27 protein-coding genes are annotated in these 20376 nt (G+C 61.3%); 19 read left to right on the forward strand and 8 right to left on the reverse strand.

All coding sequences use genetic code 11. The features are described 5' to 3' along the window. The first annotated feature begins 52 nt into the window (after positions 1-52). Positions 53-832 carry an outer membrane beta-barrel protein gene (locus WNY37_RS02075; protein WP_342971794.1) on the forward strand — a complete coding sequence of 260 codons (780 nt, stop codon included), beginning with the start codon at positions 53-55 and terminating at the stop codon, positions 830-832. On the opposite strand, the gene WNY37_RS02080 is transcribed toward WNY37_RS02075, so the two are convergent. Both WNY37_RS02080 and WNY37_RS02085 read right to left on the reverse strand, forming a co-directional pair. After that, positions 829-1545, reverse strand: a complete 717-nt coding sequence (locus WNY37_RS02080) for a glutamine amidotransferase (RefSeq protein WP_342971795.1) — start codon at positions 1543-1545, stop codon at positions 829-831. The genes WNY37_RS02075 and WNY37_RS02080 overlap by 4 nt on opposite strands. After that, on the reverse strand, positions 1542-3341 hold the full coding sequence (locus tag WNY37_RS02085; protein ID WP_342971796.1) for a DUF885 domain-containing protein: 1800 nt from the start codon (positions 3339-3341) through the stop codon (positions 1542-1544). The genes WNY37_RS02080 and WNY37_RS02085 overlap by 4 nt, the downstream gene beginning before the upstream one ends. Positions 3342-3429: 88 nt before the next feature. Here WNY37_RS02085 and sdhC point away from each other — a divergent pair, with 88 nt between their 5' ends. The 4 genes from sdhC to WNY37_RS02105 are packed head-to-tail and all read left to right on the forward strand — an operon-like array spanning position 3430 to position 6844. Further along, the gene (gene sdhC / locus WNY37_RS02090) at positions 3430-3831 is read left to right on the forward strand and encodes a succinate dehydrogenase, cytochrome b556 subunit (RefSeq protein WP_342971797.1); all 402 of its coding nucleotides are present in this window, start codon (positions 3430-3432) and stop codon (positions 3829-3831) included. Between the two features lie 9 nt (positions 3832-3840). Further along, the gene (sdhD, locus tag WNY37_RS02095; protein WP_342971798.1) at positions 3841-4233 is read left to right on the forward strand and encodes a succinate dehydrogenase, hydrophobic membrane anchor protein; all 393 of its coding nucleotides are present in this window, start codon (positions 3841-3843) and stop codon (positions 4231-4233) included. Between the two features lie 27 nt (positions 4234-4260). Then, the gene (gene sdhA, locus WNY37_RS02100; RefSeq protein WP_342971799.1) at positions 4261-6051 is read left to right on the forward strand and encodes a succinate dehydrogenase flavoprotein subunit; all 1791 of its coding nucleotides are present in this window, start codon (positions 4261-4263) and stop codon (positions 6049-6051) included. A 10-nt stretch (positions 6052-6061) separates the two neighbouring features. Continuing rightward, on the forward strand, positions 6062-6844 hold the full coding sequence (locus WNY37_RS02105) for a succinate dehydrogenase iron-sulfur subunit (protein ID WP_342971800.1): 783 nt from the start codon (positions 6062-6064) through the stop codon (positions 6842-6844). A gap of 6 nt (positions 6845-6850) precedes the next feature. On the opposite strand, the gene WNY37_RS02110 is transcribed toward WNY37_RS02105, so the two are convergent. Further along, positions 6851-7549 carry a VIT family protein gene (locus WNY37_RS02110; protein ID WP_342971801.1) on the reverse strand — a complete coding sequence of 233 codons (699 nt, stop codon included), beginning with the start codon at positions 7547-7549 and terminating at the stop codon, positions 6851-6853. Between the two features lie 124 nt (positions 7550-7673). Continuing rightward, positions 7674-8363, reverse strand: coding sequence for a hypothetical protein (locus tag WNY37_RS02115; RefSeq protein ID WP_342971802.1), 690 nt, complete (start codon positions 8361-8363; stop codon positions 7674-7676). Positions 8364-8510: 147 nt separating this feature from the next. Between WNY37_RS02115 and WNY37_RS02120 the strand changes: the two genes are divergently transcribed. Then, positions 8511-8795 (forward strand): GIY-YIG nuclease family protein, encoded by a 285-nt coding sequence (locus WNY37_RS02120; protein WP_342971803.1) that lies wholly within the window; start codon positions 8511-8513, stop codon positions 8793-8795. A gap of 106 nt (positions 8796-8901) precedes the next feature. On the opposite strand, the gene WNY37_RS02125 is transcribed toward WNY37_RS02120, so the two are convergent. Beyond that, positions 8902-9099 carry a hypothetical protein gene (locus WNY37_RS02125; RefSeq protein WP_342971804.1) on the reverse strand — a complete coding sequence of 66 codons (198 nt, stop codon included), beginning with the start codon at positions 9097-9099 and terminating at the stop codon, positions 8902-8904. Between the two features lie 534 nt (positions 9100-9633). Here WNY37_RS02125 and WNY37_RS02130 point away from each other — a divergent pair. Both WNY37_RS02130 and WNY37_RS02135 read left to right on the forward strand, forming a co-directional pair. Further along, positions 9634-9831, forward strand: coding sequence for a hypothetical protein (locus WNY37_RS02130; RefSeq protein WP_342971805.1), 198 nt, complete (start codon positions 9634-9636; stop codon positions 9829-9831). Between the two features lie 81 nt (positions 9832-9912). Further along, positions 9913-10095 carry a DUF1508 domain-containing protein gene (locus WNY37_RS02135; RefSeq protein ID WP_342971806.1) on the forward strand — a complete coding sequence of 61 codons (183 nt, stop codon included), beginning with the start codon at positions 9913-9915 and terminating at the stop codon, positions 10093-10095. Positions 10096-10209: 114 nt separating this feature from the next. Here the strand turns inward: WNY37_RS02135 and WNY37_RS02140 are convergent, their stop codons facing one another. Next, positions 10210-11202 (reverse strand): NADPH:quinone oxidoreductase family protein, encoded by a 993-nt coding sequence (locus tag WNY37_RS02140; RefSeq protein ID WP_342971807.1) that lies wholly within the window; start codon positions 11200-11202, stop codon positions 10210-10212. 120 nt (positions 11203-11322) lie between these two features. On the opposite strand from WNY37_RS02140, the gene WNY37_RS02145 reads away from it, so the two are divergent. The 7 genes from WNY37_RS02145 to folK all read left to right on the forward strand — a co-directional run bounded on the left by WNY37_RS02145 (position 11323) and on the right by folK (position 15229). After that, on the forward strand, positions 11323-12195 hold the full coding sequence (locus WNY37_RS02145; protein WP_342971808.1) for an isoaspartyl peptidase/L-asparaginase: 873 nt from the start codon (positions 11323-11325) through the stop codon (positions 12193-12195). Further along, complete coding sequence (locus tag WNY37_RS02150; protein WP_342971809.1) at positions 12192-12512, forward strand: hypothetical protein; 321 nt, start codon at positions 12192-12194, stop codon at positions 12510-12512. The genes WNY37_RS02145 and WNY37_RS02150 overlap by 4 nt, the downstream gene beginning before the upstream one ends. Before the next feature lie 5 nt (positions 12513-12517). Next, positions 12518-13000: an RNA methyltransferase gene (locus tag WNY37_RS02155; RefSeq protein ID WP_342971810.1), complete on the forward strand. Its 483-nt coding sequence runs from the start codon at positions 12518-12520 to the stop codon at positions 12998-13000. Positions 13001-13102: 102 nt separating this feature from the next. Continuing rightward, positions 13103-13486, forward strand: a complete 384-nt coding sequence (locus WNY37_RS02160; protein WP_342971811.1) for a hypothetical protein — start codon at positions 13103-13105, stop codon at positions 13484-13486. A gap of 70 nt (positions 13487-13556) precedes the next feature. Continuing rightward, on the forward strand, positions 13557-14393 hold the full coding sequence (gene folP, locus WNY37_RS02165; protein ID WP_342971812.1) for a dihydropteroate synthase: 837 nt from the start codon (positions 13557-13559) through the stop codon (positions 14391-14393). Beyond that, entirely contained in the window at positions 14380-14751 is a 372-nt protein-coding gene (folB, locus tag WNY37_RS02170) for a dihydroneopterin aldolase (protein WP_342971813.1), read from the forward strand. The genes folP and folB overlap by 14 nt, the downstream gene beginning before the upstream one ends. Continuing rightward, entirely contained in the window at positions 14744-15229 is a 486-nt protein-coding gene (folK, locus tag WNY37_RS02175) for a 2-amino-4-hydroxy-6-hydroxymethyldihydropteridine diphosphokinase (protein ID WP_342971814.1), read from the forward strand. Before folB ends, folK begins: the two co-directional genes overlap by 8 nt. 116 nt (positions 15230-15345) lie before the next feature. On the opposite strand, the gene WNY37_RS02180 is transcribed toward folK, so the two are convergent. Both WNY37_RS02180 and WNY37_RS02185 read right to left on the reverse strand, forming a co-directional pair. Next, a complete protein-coding gene (locus tag WNY37_RS02180) occupies positions 15346-15480 on the reverse strand; it encodes a hypothetical protein (RefSeq protein WP_342971815.1) in 135 nt (44 codons plus the stop codon). A 146-nt stretch (positions 15481-15626) separates the two neighbouring features. After that, positions 15627-16394 (reverse strand): LytTR family DNA-binding domain-containing protein, encoded by a 768-nt coding sequence (locus WNY37_RS02185; RefSeq protein WP_342971816.1) that lies wholly within the window; start codon positions 16392-16394, stop codon positions 15627-15629. 162 nt (positions 16395-16556) lie between these two features. Here WNY37_RS02185 and WNY37_RS02190 point away from each other — a divergent pair, with 162 nt between their 5' ends. The 4 genes from WNY37_RS02190 to WNY37_RS02205 all read left to right on the forward strand — a co-directional run bounded on the left by WNY37_RS02190 (position 16557) and on the right by WNY37_RS02205 (position 20330). After that, positions 16557-16979 carry a DUF2141 domain-containing protein gene (locus WNY37_RS02190; RefSeq protein ID WP_342971817.1) on the forward strand — a complete coding sequence of 141 codons (423 nt, stop codon included), beginning with the start codon at positions 16557-16559 and terminating at the stop codon, positions 16977-16979. Between the two features lie 38 nt (positions 16980-17017). Continuing rightward, complete coding sequence (locus WNY37_RS02195; protein WP_342971818.1) at positions 17018-18493, forward strand: carotenoid oxygenase family protein; 1476 nt, start codon at positions 17018-17020, stop codon at positions 18491-18493. A gap of 14 nt (positions 18494-18507) precedes the next feature. Continuing rightward, positions 18508-19062: a DUF2306 domain-containing protein gene (locus tag WNY37_RS02200; RefSeq protein ID WP_342971819.1), complete on the forward strand. Its 555-nt coding sequence runs from the start codon at positions 18508-18510 to the stop codon at positions 19060-19062. Positions 19063-19139: 77 nt separating this feature from the next. Next, the gene (locus tag WNY37_RS02205; protein ID WP_342971820.1) at positions 19140-20330 is read left to right on the forward strand and encodes an alkaline phosphatase D family protein; all 1191 of its coding nucleotides are present in this window, start codon (positions 19140-19142) and stop codon (positions 20328-20330) included. Positions 20331-20376: the final 46 nt, after the last annotated feature.

Here is a 20376-nt window from a genome sequence, read left to right on the forward strand (position 1 = left end):
TAACTCCAGGTTGGGGCAGAGAGAACTAAATCGGAAATCGGGAGAAACTGTCATGTACAACAGAAAAATTCTTGCACTCTTACTAGCGTTCGCTCCGATAGGAGCCGCCGCACACGCTGATGGCTGGTATATCGGCGGCTCTGTCGGTGTGAACACTCAGTCGGACTCTGACAATTCCGGCCAGACCGGCGCTTTCACGACAGGTAACCTTGGCGACGGCTCAACGCTCGACGTCGCCGATGGCACGCCATATGGCTGGAATACGGAGTTTGAATCGGGTGTGTCCTACGCGCTGGAGGCCGGTCTGCGATACGATAGCGGCTGGCGGTCTGGTATCGAGATCGCCCGCACGGGCGCTGACGTCGATACCCATTCGGGCGTAACGCTCGGTGGCGGTGATATCGGTTCGCTTGACGCTGCTTCGATTGCCGGTTCGCCAACGGCCCTCGGTGTGTCCGTCGCGGATGTCGTCGCAGACGGGCAGGGCGAAATCACCAATACGGCGATCTTCGTCAATGCCTATTATGACTTCAATCGAGGCGGTACCATCGAGCCGTATCTCGGCGTTGGTATCGGTTATTCCGATGTCGACGTGACCTACAAGCCGTCCAATATCGGCGTCATTGATGGGAGTGAAGGCAAGTTTGCTTATCAGGCCAGAGCCGGTGCCACATACGCTCTCAGTAATAATTGGGGCATCTTTGGCGAGTACACTTACCGAGCCACCGAGGACGTCGAGTTTCAGAACCAGCTTTTCCCGGGAACGCTGGAGATAGAAAACCAGTCCCACATTTTTGCGATTGGCGCACGCTACCGCTTCGACAGTCTCTAAAGACGCAGCCTGAGAAAATTGGCCATCCACAGGCCGACTTGCGCATTATCAACCGGGTTGGCGAGGCTGTCACAGGCCTCGTCAACACGCTCATCAGTGAACGCCGTTCCACGCCGGACATTATAAAGTGCGCAGCTGAAACCGCTTGAAAATTCAGGGTGGCCCTGAAAGCTGATCGCGGGCACGGCGCCGTAATCAAGGGCGGCATAAGGGGTGAAGTCTGACGCGGCGACGATGTGCGCGCCGGGGGGTAGGGACTGCACCTGGTCCTGATGGCTGACACCGAGAGAGAATGTGTCGCCTGAATAGTTTTCCATCCAGTCCGGGCGCGCACAGATTTCGTAGGTGTGCCGGCCGATTCCCCACCCTTTATCGGACTTTTCGACACGTCCGCCGAGCGCCTTTGCGATCGCTTGATGGCCAAAGCAGACCCCGATCTGGGGCACACCCTTGGCTGCGGCGCGCTGGATGAAATTGAACAGTGGCTGCATCCACGGGTGATGCTCATAGACGCCCGCCGCAGAGCCGGTGACGAGGATCGCTTCGGTCGTGTCGAGATCGGGAAAGTCGCCGCCTGTCACGACAGATGCCGTTTCCGTTTCAAGCCCTGGCAGGTGCGGGGCCAGAAAGTCGTGAAACATGGAGGGATAATTCGGCCAGTCGCCGCGCAGTGTCTCGGGCGGCAGGCCGGTTTCGATAATGGTCAGTCTCATGGGGTTTGCGTGTCGTCCGGTTCGCTGGCTGTGTCGAGTTCGCCCGCAATCCATTGATCAATCTGCAGATCGAGCGCGTCGAGCGGCATGGAGCCCTGTCCCAGCAGTGCGTCGTGAAATGCGCGAATATCGAAATCGTCGCCGAGCGCATCCTTGGCCCGCTGACGAAGCTCGAGGATTTTCAGCTCCCCCACCTTGTAGGCGGTCGCCTGCCCGGGCCAGCCAATATAGCGGGTGACTTCTGTCTTGATGTTGAGCGGGGCGAGGGCGGAATTCTCGACAAAGCAGGCTTCGGCTTCTTCGCGTGACCAGTCATACCAATGCATTCCCGTGTCGGCGACGAGGCGGCAGGCGCGCCACATCTCATAGGACAACTGGCCAAACCGCTCATACGGCGTCTGGTAGATGCCAGCCTCGCCAGCGAGCTTCTCGGCGTACAGCCCCCAGCCTTCGCCAAAGGCGGTCGCGTAATATTGCTGGCGGTAGCGAGGCACGCCTTCCAGCTCCTGGGCCAGTGAAATCTGCAGATGGTGACCGGGCACGGCTTCATGGGCAGACAGCGCCGGCAGCTCATAGAGGGGGCGCTGGTCGAGCGCATAGGTATTGACGAGATAGGTGCCTGCCTTGCCTTCCTCCGGATCGCCGCCGGAATAACGTCCTGTCGTATAGCCGGGCGCGATATCGTCCGGAACAGGCTCCACGCCGTAAGTGAGGCGTGGCAGTGTACCGAAATATTCAGGCAGGATCGCATCGAGCCGTTTGGAGATGCGAGACGCTTTCTCGAGCAGGTCTTCGGCGCTCGTTGCATAGAATTGCGGATCGGTGCGCAGGAATTTCAGAAACTCCTCGAAGGTGCCGGGATAGTCGAGCTCATCAAGGATGGCCTCCATCTCCGTGCGGATGCGGGCGACCTCCCGCTGGCCGAGTTCGTGAATTTCGCCGGGCGTATAGCCTGCCCCCGCCGTGTGATCGCGAATGGCGGCATCATAATATTCCTGGCCGCCGGGTAGCGAAACGATGCCTGGATTGGCCCGCGCATGCGGGGCGTATTCGGTTTCCATGAAGGTCAGCAGATCGGCATAGGCGTCGACAGCGTTTGCGACCGCCAACCGGCCTGTTTTCCTGATTGCGGCCTGGGTGTCCGGGTCAATTCGATCCGGCAGCGTTTCGAACGGCGTCCAGAACGGGCTGTCTTCGGGGTCTTCGACGACCTGTTCGCGGATCTGGCTGATCGTCGTCGCAAGCGGGTCTCCGTGAGAGGTCCAGCCGGTGCGGATCCCTCGGCGCATATTGCTGACATGATCGTCGAAATAGCGCGGCAGATCGTTCAGACGCTTAATCCAGGCCTCCGCATCTTCTTCTGTCCGTATGCGCAGCTGCATAACTTCAAAGTAAGGGCCAGCATGAAACCCCCAGTCGCCGGTGAAGGGAATCCGGGCCTCGTCGAACTGGTCCGCCATGATGAGCTGCTCCAGCAGGTGCGACAGAATCGCCCATTCGGGGGAAGATTGGTCTTCCATCGCCAACAGCTTGCCTTTGAGGATCCGGGCTTCGGCGGCAAGGCTCGCAATGTGCTCGGGAGAGACGTCTGGCCAACGCTCCTGTGCGCGCTGTTCGGCGCGGGCCTGAGCGCCCGGACTGGCGGACAGCACTAGCGCTTCATAGTCGGCGGCCACACCCTCCAGGGCTGTCTCATCCTGATCGACCGCCGGCATGGCGCTCTCATCTGGTGCCTGCGCGGCGGCATTTACCGCCAGTGTCAAACAGCCAATTGCGGCCCAAATCGCTTTATTCATGACGGTCACTGCCTCTCTTGCTGCGTTGACACGCTCATTGACCAATCTAGAACGCGTCATAGCAAGCAGAAGGTTCGGGAGCTAAAGAATGTCAGGTTCAGAGTGGACTGATCCCCGCCCGATGTCACCACACCTGCAGGTGTGGAAGTGGCACTGGACGATGGCCGCATCAATTTTTCATCGCGTTACAGGCGTCGGCAACTATATCGGCGCCTTTCTCGTCAGTGCCTGGGTGATCGCCATAGCGGCAGGCCCGGACGCATACGGGACCGTTGAAGGCATCATGCTTCACCCGGTTGGGCAGATCCTGCTCTTCTTCTGGCTGGCGTCTGTCCTGTTTCATCTGGTCAATGGGATACGCCACATGTTGTGGGATGGCCCGAAAGCCGGTTTCAGCCCGAAAGCGGCCAGCGGCTGGTCGGTCTTCAACTTCGCCATCTCAATCCTTGCCGCCGCGACAATCTGGTCGCTCGCGACGAACCTGTTCTAGGAGGCGGATATGAGCACCAATTTTGAAACGCCAGCCGCCGCAGCCCGCGGTCTTGGGTCGGCCAAGTCTGGCACGGATCATTACATTCGCCAGCGCGTCTCAGCGATTGCGCTGGTCTTTCTCGTTCCGTGGTTTCTCTATGCGGTCATCGCCGCCAGCCGCTCTGGCTATGCGGGCGCGGTCGAATTCCTGTCGGCCCCGTGGAATGCGATCCTGATGATCCTCACCCTTGGCGCTGCGTTTTATCACATGCGTCTTGGTATGCAGACCGTCATCGAAGACTATATCGCAAAGGCGGGCATGAAGCAGACCCTGCTCATTCTCAATACGTTCGTCACGCTCGGACTGTTTGCAGCAACGGCGCTTTCGGTTCTGAAAATCTGGATTTCGGCAGGCGCCTGAGGCGCCGCCTGGAAGGAAACGATATAAATGTCTGACTACAAATTCGTTGATCACACTTATGATGTCGTGGTTGTCGGCGCGGGCGGATCAGGCTTGCGCGCGGCGCTTGGCGCAGCGCAGGCCGGGCTTCGCACCGCCTGTATCACCAAAGTGTTCCCGACGCGCTCCCACACGGTTGCAGCGCAGGGCGGGATCGCCGCGTCGCTCGGGAATATGGGCCCGGACAATTGGCGCTGGCACATGTACGACACGGTCAAAGGCTCCGACTGGCTCGGTGACCAGGACGCCATCGAGTACCTGACCCGCGAGGCGCCGAAGGCCGTTTACGAACTTGAGCATTGGGGCATGCCCTTCTCGCGCAACGAAAACGGCAAGATCTATCAGCGCCCGTTCGGTGGTCACACGACCGAATTCGGCGAGGGCCCGCCCGTGCAGCGGACCTGCGCGGCGGCTGACCGGACCGGCCACGCCATGCTGCACACGCTTTACGGCCAGTGCGTCAAGGAAGAAACAGAGTTCTTCATCGAGTACTTCGCGCTCGACCTCATCATGGATGAGGAAGGCGCCTGCCGCGGTGTCACCGCCTGGAAGCTCGACGATGGCACTCTGCATCGCTTCCGCGCGCAGAAGACGATCCTGGCGACCGGTGGTTATGGCCGCGCCTTCTTCTCCTGCACCTCGGCGCACACTTGTACCGGCGACGGCAATGCCATGGTGCTTCGTGCCGGCCTGCCGCTGCAGGACACTGAGTTCATCCAGTTCCACCCGACCGGCATTTATGGCGCGGGCTGCCTCATCACTGAGGGCGCGCGCGGTGAGGGCGGCTATCTCACGAACGCCGAAGGCGAGCGCTTCATGGAGCGTTATGCCCCGAGCGCAAAGGACCTCGCCTCCCGCGACGTTGTCTCGCGCGCCATGACCGTCGAGATCCGCGAAGGCCGCGGCGTTGGCGAGGAGAAGGATCATATCCATCTCCACCTCGAGCACCTGCCACCGGAAACACTGGCTGAGCGTCTGCCGGGCATCTCGGAGACGGCGAAAGTCTTCTCTGGCGTGGATGTCACCAAGGAGCCGATCCCGGTTCTGCCGACGGTCCACTACAATATGGGCGGCATCCCGACGAATTATCACGGCGAGGTTCTGACCAAGAAGGGCGCAGACCCTGACAGCGTCGTCCAGGGCCTTATGGCCGTTGGCGAAGCGGCTTGTGTGTCGGTTCACGGGGCCAACCGCCTCGGCTCCAACTCGCTGATCGACCTGGTTGTCTTCGGCCGGGCCGCTGGCCTGCGCTGCGGCGCGACGCTTGAGGCCGGCGCCAGCCAGCCAGAAGTCCGCGACAGCCAGACCGATGGCCACCTCGCCCGCTTCGACAAGATCCGCAACGCCTCGGGTGACCAGCCCGTCGCCAAGCTGCGCATGGACATGCAGAAGGCGATGCAGAACAATTGCGCGGTCTTCCGGACCGGCGAAGTGCTCGATGAAGGCGTCGAGAAGATCGCCGAAATCTATGGCCGTATCGGCGGCATGGACGTCAAGGATCGCGGCCTGATCTGGAACACAGACCTGATCGAGGCGCTGGAGTTCGACAATCTGATCGGCCAGGCGGCTGTGACGGTGAACTCGGCCGCCAACCGCAAGGAAAGCCGCGGCGCACATGCCCGCGAGGACTATTCCGACCGCGACGACAAGGAATGGATGAAGCACACGCTTGCCTGGGTCGATGACGCAGGAAAAGTGACCATCGATTACCGCCCGGTTCACGAATACACGATGTCCAATGACATTGAGTATATCGAGCCGAAGGCGCGGGTTTACTAAGGGGTTTCTTATGGTTCAGCTCACTCTCCCCAAAGGATCTGCCCCCAAGAAGGGCAAGGAATGGCCGAAGCCGGACGGCGCGAAGAATGCCAAGGCGTTCAAGATCTATCGCTACTCGCCTGAAGAGGGCGGCCATCCGCGTTGGGACACCTATTGGGTCGACATGGACAAGTGCGGTCCGATGGTTCTCGACGTGCTTATCTACATCAAGAACAATATCGACCCGACGCTGGCGTTCAGACGCTCCTGCCGGGAAGGTGTTTGCGGCTCCTGCTCGATGAACATTGGCGGCCACAACACCATCGCCTGCACCAAGGGCTGGGACGAAGTGGCTGGCAAGACGATCACCATCGCGCCGCTGCCGCACCTGCCGGTGGTCAAGGACCTCATCCCGGACCTTACCAATTTCTACGCGCAGCACGCCTATGTGCAGCCCTTCCTCAAGACCGATACGCCGGAGCCTGAGAAGGAGTGGAAGCAGTCCGAGGAACAGCGCAACGAGCTCAATGGCCTCTATGAGTGCATCCTGTGTGCGTGTTGCTCGACCTCCTGCCCGTCCTATTGGTGGAATGGCGACAAGTATCTTGGGCCAGCCGCGCTGCTGCAGGCCTATCGCTGGCTGATCGACAGCCGCGACGAGTCGACCGGTGAGCGCCTCGATGACCTTGAAGATCCGTTCAAGCTCTATCGCTGCCACACCATCATGAACTGTGCGCAGGTTTGCCCGAAGGGGCTCAACCCGGCCAAAGCCATCGCCAAGATCAAGACGATGATGGTCGAGCGCGTCGCCTAAGACACGTTAGACGCTCGCGCCGAAGAGGTGGCCGACGAGCGCTGTCGCGGCCATCGCTGCGGCGCCCCAGACAACAACCCGCAAAACTGGACGTGCCGCGCCGGACCCGCTCATCTGCGCGGAGAAAAGCCCGAGCAGGGCGAGGCTGACGAGCGACGCGGCGATCACGGTGAACACCACCCAGCCGACTGGTGCCAGCAGCGCTGCGATCAGCGGCAGCAGTGCGCCAATTGCAAAGCTGAGCGCGGATGAGACGGCCGCCTGTAGCGGCTGCGCCGTCACCACGGGCGAGATGCCAATCTCGTCGCGGGCATGGGCGTCGAGCGCGTCATGCTCCATCAGCTGCTCGGCGACCTTGAGGGCCGTGGCCGGTTCGACGCCGCGCGCTTCATAGATTTCAGCCAGTTCGCGCAATTCCTCCTCCGGCATCTTCTTCAGCGCCTCGGCTTCCTTGGCGAGATCGGCGCGTTCTGTGTCGGCCTGGGAGCTGACGGAGACATATTCCCCGGCGGCCATGGACATCGCGCCAGCGATCAGGGCCGCGACACCCACCAGCAGCAGCTCGGACCGACCTGCGGAGGCGGCCGCGACACCGGCAAGCAGGCTGGCCGTGGACAGGATGCCGTCATTCGAGCCGAGCACCGCCGCGCGCAACCAGTTCGAGCGATGCATCAGATGGTGTTCTTCGTGGCCGTCATAGCTCATGCGGGGGTCTCCCTTGCTGTCCGGCCAGACTATACCCGGCCTGCGGCAAGAAAAGCACGGGCTTTTGTCGCGTGCGCCACTGTGTCAGCCAGCGCCAGCGTCCCCACCAGCGCAGCTGGCAGGGTCAGATGGCGATTTGCGGGCGCTGCGGCGGGGGAATGCGCCGGATCGCCATCATGAACAGGCTGAGCATGTCGGCGAGCCATGGCTCTGTATGGGCGGACTTGCCGCCGGGCGGCCAGCCGAGACGCCACGGGGTGACGCGGGCGGCGGAGTTTCGCGCAATCTTGCGCGGGGTGGACCGGGCAAGGCGAAGGGCGATGGCGTGCCGGTTGTCGATCGCCTGCTGCAGGGCCTCAAGACGGGCGATGAGCCGGCCGGGGTTACAGGTTGGGGCGGGCGGGCCAAAGCCACTTTGCGGAACGGGGGTGGTCTCGCCTTCGAGATAGTGGCGGACGAAACTGGGCATGAATTCATAGAGTGCGAAGGTTGGAGTCTCGGGCTGCGGCGCGGCTGCACCCGGCCCTTCTGGTTCGGCTCCGCTCACCATGGCGGGCCTTATCGGCACATGCGGTCTTTGCGGTGGCAGCGGGGTGGAGTGCACCTTCTCGGCCAGAAGCGCGATCAGCCGGCGCACAAGCGCCTCGGCGGGGCGGATGAGGCGCAGCACCCTGGCATGGGCAAGACGCGAGATGCGGGTTGGGGCCACGCGTTCGGCGACACGAAGGATCGCCCAGGCCTGCGCGATCAGGCCGGCCAGAAGCGGCAGCGCTTTCTGCATCGCGATGGAGACGTGATAGTCGAGCCCGGACATTCAGGGGAGCATAGTCGGGCGCATCCGGGGGCGGATAAATCGGGGTGCGAGGACAGGCCGAAACCAGGCCGATTTCAGGTCAATTGCAGGTCATTGGCCGGGATGAGCGGGGTTGGGAATAGCGAGGCCCTAAGGCTAAACAAGCGGGTGTCTTTCTACGTCTACATCATGACGAACAAGCCGGGCGGCGTGCTCTATACGGGGATGACGGACGACATCAATCGCCGCGCCTATGAGCACCGGGAGCATCTGATCAAGGGTTTCACCTCGAAATATAATTGCGAGATTCTGGTCTGGTACGAGCCCCATGAAACGCGAGAAGCGGCGTTTGAGCGCGAGCGCCGGATCAAGGAATGGAAGCGCGACTGGAAGATTCGCCTGATAGTGGAGATGAATCCCGATTGGCGTGACCTGGCAGATACACTTATTTGAAGATGTCCGATCACCCCGGCGAAGGCCGGGGTCTCGTGCGGCAGGGACTGACATGAATTGCCCGAGATCCCGGCCTTCGCCGGGATGAGCGGGGTAAAATACAACGTCATTGTGAGCGTCCTTCGACAGGCTCAGGATGAGGGTCGAACCATGAGGAAACCCGGCGCGCCCGCCTTCGTGGCCGATACCCGCCTGCGCGAGCACAGGCTTCGCTCACCATGAAGCCTTTGGAGGTGTTCTGCATTTTCAGGTGCTTCACCGCGGCTTGCTTGCCCCGGCGAAGGCCGGGGATCGCGGTGCCCATCTCCCGCCCCCGGACTGAGCCTTTCCTTCAGGAGATGGACCCCGTGGTCGAGCCACGGGGAGGCGCCATTCATGGTGGGCGGCGCGTGTCCGATCCGTCTCAGGCCCTCAAGCCCAAGCGGCAGAGCCGTGCCTGCGGCAGCCTTGACCGCCTGAAACAGATCGTAAATGGCTGGCTGTGGCCGAATGGCGGGGTCCCGCCATTCGGCATACTTCAAATTTGGCCTAGTTAAGCGAACCTTAACCTTGATACCCTACCAATGCGGGGAGTTAGGTCCCAATGTAAAAAAAATATACACCTAGAATTTACCATGACAGGCAACGAGCTTCGGGAAAAAAGGCAGTCTCTCGGTCTAACGCAAGAGATGATGGCGAATGAGTTGCGAGTCTCGAGACAGTCAGTTTCAAGTTGGGAAAAGCGAGCGGACGAGAATGTTGACCACATTGTTAGCTTGGCTATCGAAGCCCTTTGCAGAGTGCCCGAACTTCGCAGCATCGCCGCAGATGGCATAGACCTAACCAAGCGGAGCCCAGCATGACCCTGCGTGAATGGTTCGCTTGGATGCTTCTGGCGCTGCTCCTTATTGCCACTACCGCATCCTCAATTTTTGGCGCTGATCAGCAAATATCGCTGCGATTGTTCTTTGTAGGATACAGCGGAAGCATTCTCGGGTTGTGTGCGCTTCTCGTAACAGCGATCTGGTGGGCTTGCGTGCGGCGGCATTCTGATTGATCGGACGCTAAGCCTTTGAATTGAATCAAAAATAGAATCACCACAACCTCAGAGTCCTCGACAATGAAGAGGAGATCGAGAATGGAATCGTGCACTGATAGCAACGGCGACAAGTGGGAAATCTACAAGTCGTCTGATGGTTGGAGATGGCGTCGAACCGCGAGTAACGGGCGGATCGTCGGCGCTTCCACGGAAGCATATGCAAATAAGTCGGACTGTATCGATAATGCCAAGCGAAACGGCATGAAGTGCACGCCTCGCTAATAGCATTCGCGTCAAAGTCGGAGGCCCGGCGTGGTGCAACACGCCGGGCCTCTTTTTTCGAACACACAATTCTCGACAATGAAGAGTGTGATTCGATACTTTGCTGAATAAGACCTAAACTGTCACAACAACCTTCCCCTTGGCCTTGCGGTTCATCAGTTCGCTGATGGCGGCAGCGCCTTCGGATAGCGGGTAGGTGTTGGAGACGTGGGGTTTGATCTTGCCGGCCTCGTACATCTCGAACAATTCCTTGATGTTGGCCTCATTGGCTTCCGGGTCGCGGGCGACGGCGGCGCCCCAGAAGACGCCGACAATGTTGCAGGATTTGAGCAGCGTCAGGTTGAGCGGCATTTTCGGGATGCCGGCCGGAAAACCGATGACGAGGAAGCGGCCATCCCAGTTCATGGCTCTGAGGGCCGGTTCGGCATAGTCGCCGCCAACCCCGTCATAGATGACATCCACGCCGCCGCCGCCAAGCTCCTTGATCTTGTTGGAGAGGGTTTTCTGCTGGTCGCGGTCCAGCGGGCCTCGATCATAGACGAAGCCTTTGGCGGCGCCCTTTTCCATGGCGAGGTCGACTTTTTCCTGGGACGAAGCGGCGGCGATGACTTCCATCCCCATCGCTTTGCCAAGCTCGACGGCGGCGAGGCCGACACCGCCAGCCGCGCCAAGGACGAGCAGGCTCTCGCCCGGCTTGCAGTTTCCGCGATCCTTCAGGGCATAGTAAGAGGTGCCATAGGTCATCAGCAGGGCGGCGGCCTCTTCATAGGACATGGATTCCGGGAAGGGGCGCACGCGGGCCTGGTCGACCACGGCTTCCTCGGCCATGCCGCCCCAGCCAATCGAGCCCACGACGCGGTCGCCGACCTTGTATTTGGTAACATCCTTGCCGACGGCCTTGATGGTGCCGGAAATCTCGCCGCCGGGGGAGAAGGGGCGCTCTGGCTTGAACTGGTACATGTCCTGGATCATCAGGACGTCGGGATAGTTCACGCCGACGGCTTTCACGTCGAGAACGACATCGGTGTCGCCCGGCTCAGGGGAGGGGACGTCTTCCAGAACCAGGGTTTCCGGGCCGCCAGGTGATTTTGAGAGCAGGGCTTTCATGCGCGTTTCCTCTTGCGTTTTATGCTGTGTAACGTGATTGACGGGCCGAACCTATCGGTGGCACCGGGCCGTGTGAAGCGCTATCGCGCTGTAAGGCCTTGATCTGTGGAGAATTGCCGCATGGCGAAAAGCTGGGCTCTTGCAATGCATGGTGGGGCGGGGCCCCTGCGTCCGCGTGACCATGCGGCGTCCGAAACGCATATGGCGGGCCTGCTGCGCGAGGGCGAAACCATGCTGGCGCGCGGCGAGGCGGCGCTGGATGTGGTGCAGAAGCTGACCATGGCGCTGGAAGAGTGCGGGCATCATATCGCCGGACGGGGGTCGTCTCCGAATGCGATCGGCCAGTGGGAGCTGGACGCCGCGATCATGGACGGGCGTACGCGCAACGCCGGGGCGGTGGCGTCGCTCCGGGGCTTCAAGAGCCCGGTGACGGCAGCGCGTCTGATCATGGACAAGACGCCCCACGTGCTGATCGTCGGCAAGGGCGCGGCGATGATTGCGCGCAAACACAAGCTCGCGCGGGTGCATAGCCCGAAGCAGTATTACAAGCCGGCGGTGAAAATCCCGGTGAAGAAGGGCGAGCTGGCGCATGGCACGGTTGGTGTCATCGCGCTGGATGTCGAGGGGCGGCTCGCGGCGGCGACGTCTACGGGCGGGCTGCTCGGCAAGACGCCGGGGCGCGTTGGCGATACGCCGATCATTGGCGCTGGCATCTGGGCTGATGAGCGGGTCGCTGTCTGCTGTACGGGGCAGGGCGAATATTTCCTGCGGACCAATGCGGCCGCTGATGTTTCCTCGCGTGTGCGCTATGGCAAGCAGGATCTGCGGTCGGCGGCGGCCGGGTCGCTGGAGGATCTCAACCTGCTGGGCGGGGATGGCGGGATGATCTGCATGGATGTGCTCGGTCATGTCGAAATGCCGTTCAACGCAGAGACGATGAAGCGCGGCGTGGTGACGAGTGCGGGCCGGTTCGACGTGGCGACGATGCGATGAACGATCATGACCTCAAATTCTTCATCGCGGGCGTGATGATCGTCTTCGTCTTTGCGCTGGCGGTGCAGATGCGGTTGATGGCCGGCGTGGCGCTGAAGCGGGCGGCGAAGGCGAAGTTTGACGGGCTGGATGAGACGCAGGCGCGGCTCGCTGTGGCGGGCGCTGTAGATGGCGAGGCGGACGGTGAGGCGGCTGGATACCTGGCGGAGACGTTTCCCGGGGCGATCCGCCATATCCGGCTCGCGCGGAAGGGCACGATTGTCATGGCGGCGGCGCTGGTGGGCGTCATCGCAGCCTGGCGGTTTATGGGAGGCTGAACGGGATGCGGGGTTATTTCGCGATTGGGGCGGAGGGAATTTCCAAGCCGATGAACCTTGGCGCGCTGATGCGCACGGCGAATGCGTTCGGGTCGAGCTTTGTTTTTTCGGTCGGCGCGGCAGACCGCGTGAAGCTCGCCTACAAGGCGGACACGTCGAAGACGTTCGAGAGCGTGCCGTATTATCAGTGGGACACGATTGACGAGATGGCGCTGCCCAAGGGCTGCCAGCTGGTCGGCATCGAACTGACCGATGATGCTGTGGAGCTGCCGGAGTTCAAACATCCCAAGGCGGCGGCCTATGTGCTGGGGCGGGAACGGGGCGACCTGTCGGCTGCCATGCTGGCCAAGTGCGACCATGTCGTGAAGATCCCGACCAAGTTCTGCATCAATGTTAGCCTTGCCGGCGCGCTGGTGATGTATGACCGGGTGCTGTCCATGGGGACATTCCGGGACCGGCCCGTCATGCCGGGTGGGCCGAAGGGTTGAGGCTGTCGGGGTGTCTCTCGCCTGATTGAATTGTCGTGATCGCAATAGGATCTGGCTAAGGAAGCGATGCTAGGCTGGGCGCCACCGTGCGGAGGCTTTGCGATGTTGAAGATCTGTTTGACCGTGCTTTGCGCCATGATGCTGGCGGCGTGCTCTGCTGAGACGGGAACGAAGGCGCAGGGGCAGCAGGCGTCTGATGAGCCGCCTTTCTACACGGTCTACAGGAATGGCACCGGGCCCCTCACCATGGAGGAGCTCCAGATCAACATCCCGGTAGAGCTTGATGCCATATACACAGACAAGACTCGCGCCTGCTTCCTGGCGAAAGTCGAGGCGCTTGCTGCCGAGGCTGGCGACCCAGAGAGACTCGACCCGGCGGACGTGGCGTTCCTGCCGACCGATGGCACCTGGGAGCAGCTTTCGCGTTTTCACAGGCGCAACCTTCTGGCCCAGGCGATTGTCAGCCGCGCCGGCGGCCTCTGCTGAGACCAAACAGCACTGGATTTTTTTGCGTCTGTCTGTTTATCCGGGCGGTAGCCAGAGGAGTCCGGTTTTGATGACACCGCATGAAAGGCAGACGCAGCGAGACCAGCTGCTCGAAGCGGCCCGCAAGCGGGTGCTGATCATGGGCATCCTGAATGTGACACCGGACAGTTTTTCCGATGGCGGCACCCATCAGGGGCTTGAGGCCGCAATGGCGCATGCTGAACAGATGCAGGCGGAAGGCGCGGATATCATTGATGTGGGCGGGGAATCGACGCGGCCCGGCGCTGATCCTGTCAGCGAGGAAGACGAGCTCGCGCGGACCATTCCAGTGGTGCAGGCGATCTCGGGGCCAGGCAGGGCGCCTGTTTCGATCGATACCTACAAGGCGGGTGTGGCGCGCGCGGCATGCGAGGCAGGGGCGGTGATCGTCAATGATGTGACGGGCGCGTCCGATCCGGGCATAGTGGCCGCGGCGGCGGAGGCAGGCGCAGCCTATGTGCTGACCTATAATCGCGGCGCCATCGACCCGGAGCTGCATGCCGGGCAGGATATGATAGCATTTTTTGAGGCGGCGATCGCGCAATGCGAGGCTGATGGCCTGCCGCGTGAGCATATCATTCTCGATCCGGGCGTCGGCTTCGCAAAATCCTATGAGCAGAACTTCCAGGTCCTGGCGGCGACGGATGCGCTGGTTGCGATGGGCCAGCCAGTGCTGATCGGCGTGTCGCGCAAATCCTTTATCGGCCGGCTGACGGGGATCGAGGTTGCGGCAGACCGCGATGCCGGGTCTGTGTCCGCCGGACTGGACAGTTTGCGGCGCGGGGCGCACATGCTGCGGGTCCACAATGTCGCCGCGCACCGGCAGGCATTATCCATCTGGGAGGCCATCGAGCATGCAGCGGACTGAGCGCGTCTTTGTCGAAAACCTCGCCATTCACGGCTTTCATGGGCTGATCCCGGCGGAAAAGACGCTCGGGCAGAAATTCTTTGCCGATATCGAGTGTCTGGTCGTGCGCAAGGAGGCACCCTCCGACACGATGACGGATGCGGTCGACTATGGGAAACTCTGTGATCTGGCGCATGAGATTTCAGCAAGCGGCCCGTTCAATCTCATCGAGACGCTGGCCGAGCGGATCGGGCAAGGTGTGATGAGCGCGTTTCCGCTGGTCGCGTCCGTGCGGGTGCGGATCCGCAAGCCGAATGCGCCGATCCGCCATTTCATCGATCATGTCGGGGTCGAGATCGAGCTTGCCCGGAATGACTAGGGTCGCCCTGGCGCTCGGGGCCAATCTTGGCGATGCGGCGGGCAATGTCTCGCTCGCTTTGCTGAAGCTGGACGATGCCGATGGGCTGACGCTGATCAAGAGTTCGCGGCTTTATCGGACACCGCCCTGGGGTGTTGAGGACCAGCCGGATTTCATCAATGCGTGTGCGCTTTTTGAAACTCAACTGTCGCCGGAAGCGCTTCTGGCGCTCTGCAAGGGGCTGGAAACGGAGATGGGCCGTGTGCCGGGTGAGCGCTGGGGGCCGCGGCTGATGGATATCGATCTGTTATGGATGGAAGGCGAAACGCGGGCGAGCGAAGGGCTGACCCTGCCGCATCCAAGGATGACGGAGCGGGCCTTCGTGCTGGTGCCGCTGGGGGAGATTGCGCCGGATCTCGTGATCGACGGGACGTCGGTGGCCGGGCATGTTGGCGCGCTTTCGGATGATGACCGGTGTTCTGCTGTGCCGCTGGTGTAGCCCCACCCCGATCATCCCGGCGTATGCCGGGATCTCAGGCAAATGCAGTCGGACACAGCTGCGCGAGACCCCGGCCTTCGCCGGGGTGACCGGTTCTAAGTTTTTGAGGAAGCGCCCTAGCCGTTATAGATCGAGCCGGCGGGGGCGAAGGCCATGATGAGGGTGATGGCGGCGATGACTCCGAGCACGACCAGGCTGGCGCTTTTGGCGATTAGGCTTCCGGTATTCATCTTTGTCTCATCCTTCTTCATCAGGCCCCCCTATGCGGCCCTTTCTGTATGCGGGCCATCTGGGGATCATCTGCTGCAAATAACATGCTGGTCCCCGAATAGGTTCCATGCGGGGCCGGAATGGGGCCGTTTTCGGGCAGTTAACAAAGTCTAAATTTTAGAAGGATTTAGTGGATTAGACCGGCGTCTTTTACGGCGCTCTGATAGGAGCGGGAGACCGGAACTTCGTCGCCGGACTTCAGTTTCAGGACGATTTTTCCGCTCTCGCGGGCACTGTCGGCAATCCCTTTCCGGGACACCCACCAGGAGCGGTGAACCCGCAGGCCATCGACGCTGGCAAGCTCCCGGTCGGCATCGGCCAGCCGCATCAGGATCAGCTCGCTGCCAAGGCTGGTATGGACGCGGCAATAATGATCCTCGGATGAGACCGCATAGAGCTCGGCGGTGCGGTATTTGACGGGCAGGCGCTCAAGGAAGGTCTCGATGGCCTCCCGGTCATCGGCCTGATGGACGAAATCCGGCCCCGCCATGTTGAATGCCTTGCCCAGGACAAAGCCGAGCAGCGTCATCGCAACCGAAATCACGAGAACGTAGAAGTAGAGAATCCAGACCGGTTGTGGGCCGACGCTGATATAGCCGAACGACACGGCCTGCATCAGAAACATGAACATCGTCACGCCCAGGGCGGTCACGGCTGAAACAATGATGATCATCAGCCAGTCAGGGCTATCCGGGCGGAGCTTGTAGAGCGCCCAGACAGTGGTTTCGCCGATGACGCTGCCAACAAGGATCAGGAGCCACCAGAATACGAAAACCACCGGGAAAGGGGCGTCATCCGTGGCGCCATAGGGGCGCAGGAAAGCCAGAAACAGCGCAACGCCGGTCAGGATGAGAAATTCCCGGCCCCGTTTCTTCCAGTCAATCGCGATACGCAAGCTGTAAGCCCCATGTCATTCACGTTTCGCGAATGACATTGGCTGCATTTCGCGAAGGATACCAGTCGGTTCATGCAATCTGGCTCGAAGCGGCTCAGCGTCGCTGCAATCTTCATGGGGTCGGGCCGAACAGCCCGCTGACCACAAACCATGGAGATACACATGACCAAGACGTCCATCCTGATCGCCGCTTCCATCTGCGCCGCAGCGCTCGGCCCGGTTGCCCTTGCCGCACCCCTGACCGTGACGCTGACCGATATCGAGTCCCAGACGGGGGTGATCAGCATCGGTGTGTTTGATGAAGAGGGCTACAAGAGCGGCAAAGCCGTGACCGGCGCGAACGTCGCCGCTGATGGCGCGTCGGTCAGCGTGACGATCGAAGGGCTCGAGCCGGGGGAATACGGCCTGAAGCTCTACCATGATGTGAATGATGACGGCGAAATGAACACCAATCCGTTCGGCATGCCGATCGAGCCATTCGCTTTCTCCAACAATGCCAAGGGCCAGTTCGGGCCGGCAAAATGGGACGCGGCCCGTTTCGAGGTGTCCGAAGAGGGCGCCGAACAGACCATCGTCATCAACTAGCCGCTGAGCCAATTCGCGCCGTCAAAGGAGCTTCAAACATGACCCAACTTTCCCGACGCCATTTTCTGACTGTGGGGGCCGCTGGTACCGCTTTCGCCGGACTGGGCCTCTCGCCAGCCTTTGCAGATATGCCGGATATGCCCGGCTGGCATCTCGGCTATCACACAGCGCCTGCAGGCGGGTTTGACCCGGCGCCGATGCGGCTGGTCTATGGCCGTGCACCGGCCGGCCTTGAGGGCACGCTTTATCGCAATGGTCCGGCGCAGTTTCTCTATGGCGAAGACGACTATGCCAGCCACTGGTTCGATGGGGACGGCATGGTCCAGCGCATCGAGATTTCCGACGGCCGCGCGGTTCATTCGGGACGCTTTGTCGACACGGTGAAACGACGGATCGAGCAGGCCGAAGGCCGCTTCATGGCGCCCGGTTTCGGCACGATGGGGGACCCGGACTATCCCGTGATGGGCCCCGACGATGTGAATGCCGCCAATACGTCTGTGATCGTGATCGATGGCGAGCTGCATGCCCTGTGGGAGGCTGGGTCGGCCATTGCGATGGACGCGAAGACGCTGGAAACAAAAGGGCCGAAGACATGGCGCGATGACCTCGCCGGGATGCCGTTCCTGGCTCACCCGAAGACCGAGCCTGATGGCACGGTGTGGAATCTTGCCATGAACGGGCCGAATGTCGGGGTTTACCAGATCGCCGCCAGCGGCGCGCTGACGTCTTTCGGCGTGCTCAATATCGGCAAGGCCGCCTACATCCATGACTGGGCGATGACCGAGCGCCATCTCATCATCATGGTCCAGCCCTGGATCAATGAGGCGCTGCGCCCGCCGGTTGTCGAGGGATTTGAGTGGCGGCCCGAAGAGGGCTTCCAGTTCCTCATCGTCGACAAGGATGACTTTTCAAACCGGCGCTGGGTGCAGGGGCCTGCGCGCGCTTTCTATCATACCGGCGCGGCCTGGGCGGAAAGTGACGGCACGATCCGTCTTGATGCGGCGCTTTATCGTAACCCTGTTCTGGGGCCGGGCGGCGGCGTGGACGAAATCCGCGGCAAGATGCCGGCGCGCGAGGACCGCTTTGTCAGCGACCTGACCCAGATCGTCCTGCCCGTGAGCGGCGACGCCAAGCTGATGGAAACGGGTCTCGACGGTGAGTTCCCGCAAGTCGATCCGCGTCGCCACGGTCTGCCCCGGCGCCTGACGGCGCTTGTCGCGGGCCAGGCCGAGACCCATCCGGGCGCGACAGCCCTCTCGGTTCACGACTGGGATAGCGGGCGCACCGACACGTTCGATTTCGGCCCGTCACGCATGGTCGAGGAATTCCTGTTCGTGGCGAAACCCGGCTCGCAGGCCGAGGCAGATAGCTGGCTGGTGGGACCGGTTCTGAACCTGAAGACCGGCACAAGCGACATCTGCGTTTTCGATGCGGCTCACCTGTCCGACGGGCCGGTCTGCATCTGGCGCGGCGAGCGGGCCTGGCCGCTCGGTTTCCACGGCACCTGGGCTTGAGAGGGGGCAAGACAATGAGTTCTTCAGATTACACACCGGCGCCCGTGAAACTCGGTCGTCCGCGCCTATGGAAAATGCCAAAATATGGCTGGACGGTGGGCCTGTCGCTGCTGATCTATACGGTGCTGACGGCGATGATCCTGAGATCGGCGGGCGCGATGCCGCGCTTCCGGTTCGATCCGGCGCCCATCATAGAGTCCGGCATCGCGATACAGGTTCATGTGACCGCTGCGCTGGTAACGCTCGCCATTGGTGTCTTCCTCTTGGTGGCGCCGAAGGGCTTCCGGATGCATCGCACATTCGGATGGGCCTGGGTGATGTCGATGGGCGTCACAGCTGCGTCCAGCTTCTTCATCATGACGATCTTCCAGAATTTTGTGAGCCCGATCCATGCGCTGTCGGCGTGGACACTGCTCGGCTTGCCATTCGGGATCGCGGCGGTGAAGCGCCGCGAGATCGCCAAGCATCGTAAGACCATGACGGACATGTTCGTAGGCGGGATGGTGGTGGCTGGAATGTTCTCGCTGCTGCCCGGGCGGATGCTCTGGGACGTTTTCTTTGCGATGTGAGTCAAATACACCTTTCGGACCTGCAAAACGCCCGGCATAAAGGTCGGGCGTATTCTTATCAGGGCAGGAGGAATTTCATGAAGGTTCAGGCATTGGTGGCGGTTGGGGCGCTTTCGCTCGCATCCTGTGCAACGCAGGACGGCGGGTCCGTTTTCCCCAACCTCTTCGAGCCCGCCCCGACCTCAGCGGTCGAAGCCCTGAACCGGTATTATGAGGATTTCCCTGAAAGCCAGCTTCCCAAAGCGCCGGAAGGCCTTCCGCTTCCGGCATCCGACGCCGTTATCAGCCGGGTTCTCGTCGCCTCCTGCAATGATGAAGAGCTGGAAAGCCCGACCCTTGCGCGCCTCGCCGAGGAAGACGCAGACCTCTTCCTGATGATTGGCGACAATGTCTATGGCGACCGCGACGGGCGCAACTATGCCATCAATGATGTCGAGCTGACCGAGCTGCGCGAGAGCTTCTCTGATCTCAAAGACCGTCCGGAATTTCAGGCGGTGCGCGCCAAATTCCCGATGATGGTCGCATGGGACGATCATGACATGGGCCAGAATGATGGCGGCAAGGATTTTCCCTTCAAGGCACTGGCCGAGCGCGTCCACGAAACCTTCTGGGGGCTGACCGATGAAGATGTCGGCCAGTGGCCCGGTACCTATTATGCCCGCGCTTTCGGGCCTGAGGGCAAGCGCGTTCAAGTCATCGTGCTCGACACGCGGTTCTTCCGCTCGGAACTGACGCCGACGGATGAGTATGGCGCGGTTGGCAAGGAACGTTACATGCCGCCGCCCGCCGGCGCGTATCAGGACATGCTCGGCTCTGCGCAGTGGACCTGGTTGCAGAACCAGCTGCAGGCGCCAGCGGACATCCGGCTCGTCGTTTCCTCGATCCAGGTGATGCCGACGACGCATGGCTGGGAAGCCTGGTCGACCATGCCGGAAGAACGCCAGCGCCTCTTCGACATGATTAAGAAAACCGGGGCAGACGGCGTGGTTTTCCTCTCCGGTGACCGCCATACCGGCTTTATCTATGAAGAGCGCGGCGTCCTGCCTTATGCCGCCAATGAACTGACGGCCTCGTCGCTCAATGTGTCCTTTGCGACCGAGACCTCAGAGCGCGATACCCGCCAGATCGGCGCAGGCTTCCCGCCGGAGAACTATGGCGCGGTTGAAATCGACTGGGATGCGAAGAAAATTTCACTTGTCCTGAAGGACACGAATGGCCAGACCGCACGGCGCAATGATATTGCCTTTTCGGAAATTGGAGTCGATTAAGCGGCTCTGAAACGAGGGGCGATTCTTAAACGAGGGATCGCCGGAC

This window comes from Henriciella sp. AS95, from assembly GCF_038900055.1.
GTDB lineage: Bacteria > Pseudomonadota > Alphaproteobacteria > Caulobacterales > Hyphomonadaceae > Henriciella.

Bases quoted from the DNA above. Each gene is read 5' to 3' on its own strand.
- WNY37_RS02075 (WP_342971794.1), top strand. From the start codon at position 53: ATGTACAACAGAAAAATTCTTGCACTCTTACTAGCGTTCGCTCCGATA.
- WNY37_RS02080 (WP_342971795.1), bottom strand. From the start codon at position 1,545: ATGAGACTGACCATTATCGAAACCGGCCTGCCGCCCGAGACACTGCGC.
- WNY37_RS02085 (WP_342971796.1), bottom strand. From the start codon at position 3,341: ATGAATAAAGCGATTTGGGCCGCAATTGGCTGTTTGACACTGGCGGTA.
- sdhC (WP_342971797.1), top strand. From the start codon at position 3,430: ATGTCAGGTTCAGAGTGGACTGATCCCCGCCCGATGTCACCACACCTG.
- sdhD (WP_342971798.1), top strand. From the start codon at position 3,841: ATGAGCACCAATTTTGAAACGCCAGCCGCCGCAGCCCGCGGTCTTGGG.
- sdhA (WP_342971799.1), top strand. From the start codon at position 4,261: ATGTCTGACTACAAATTCGTTGATCACACTTATGATGTCGTGGTTGTC.
- WNY37_RS02105 (WP_342971800.1), top strand. From the start codon at position 6,062: ATGGTTCAGCTCACTCTCCCCAAAGGATCTGCCCCCAAGAAGGGCAAG.
- WNY37_RS02110 (WP_342971801.1), bottom strand. From the start codon at position 7,549: ATGAGCTATGACGGCCACGAAGAACACCATCTGATGCATCGCTCGAAC.
- WNY37_RS02115 (WP_342971802.1), bottom strand. From the start codon at position 8,363: ATGTCCGGGCTCGACTATCACGTCTCCATCGCGATGCAGAAAGCGCTG.
- WNY37_RS02125 (WP_342971804.1), bottom strand. From the start codon at position 9,099: ATGGGCACCGCGATCCCCGGCCTTCGCCGGGGCAAGCAAGCCGCGGTG.
- WNY37_RS02130 (WP_342971805.1), top strand. From the start codon at position 9,634: ATGACCCTGCGTGAATGGTTCGCTTGGATGCTTCTGGCGCTGCTCCTT.
- WNY37_RS02135 (WP_342971806.1), top strand. From the start codon at position 9,913: ATGGAATCGTGCACTGATAGCAACGGCGACAAGTGGGAAATCTACAAG.
- WNY37_RS02140 (WP_342971807.1), bottom strand. From the start codon at position 11,202: ATGAAAGCCCTGCTCTCAAAATCACCTGGCGGCCCGGAAACCCTGGTT.
- WNY37_RS02145 (WP_342971808.1), top strand. From the start codon at position 11,323: ATGGCGAAAAGCTGGGCTCTTGCAATGCATGGTGGGGCGGGGCCCCTG.
- WNY37_RS02150 (WP_342971809.1), top strand. From the start codon at position 12,192: ATGAACGATCATGACCTCAAATTCTTCATCGCGGGCGTGATGATCGTC.
- WNY37_RS02155 (WP_342971810.1), top strand. From the start codon at position 12,518: ATGCGGGGTTATTTCGCGATTGGGGCGGAGGGAATTTCCAAGCCGATG.
- WNY37_RS02160 (WP_342971811.1), top strand. From the start codon at position 13,103: ATGTTGAAGATCTGTTTGACCGTGCTTTGCGCCATGATGCTGGCGGCG.
- folP (WP_342971812.1), top strand. From the start codon at position 13,557: ATGACACCGCATGAAAGGCAGACGCAGCGAGACCAGCTGCTCGAAGCG.
- folB (WP_342971813.1), top strand. From the start codon at position 14,380: ATGCAGCGGACTGAGCGCGTCTTTGTCGAAAACCTCGCCATTCACGGC.
- folK (WP_342971814.1), top strand. From the start codon at position 14,744: ATGACTAGGGTCGCCCTGGCGCTCGGGGCCAATCTTGGCGATGCGGCG.
- WNY37_RS02180 (WP_342971815.1), bottom strand. From the start codon at position 15,480: ATGAAGAAGGATGAGACAAAGATGAATACCGGAAGCCTAATCGCCAAA.
- WNY37_RS02190 (WP_342971817.1), top strand. From the start codon at position 16,557: ATGACCAAGACGTCCATCCTGATCGCCGCTTCCATCTGCGCCGCAGCG.
- WNY37_RS02195 (WP_342971818.1), top strand. From the start codon at position 17,018: ATGACCCAACTTTCCCGACGCCATTTTCTGACTGTGGGGGCCGCTGGT.
- WNY37_RS02200 (WP_342971819.1), top strand. From the start codon at position 18,508: ATGAGTTCTTCAGATTACACACCGGCGCCCGTGAAACTCGGTCGTCCG.
- WNY37_RS02205 (WP_342971820.1), top strand. From the start codon at position 19,140: ATGAAGGTTCAGGCATTGGTGGCGGTTGGGGCGCTTTCGCTCGCATCC.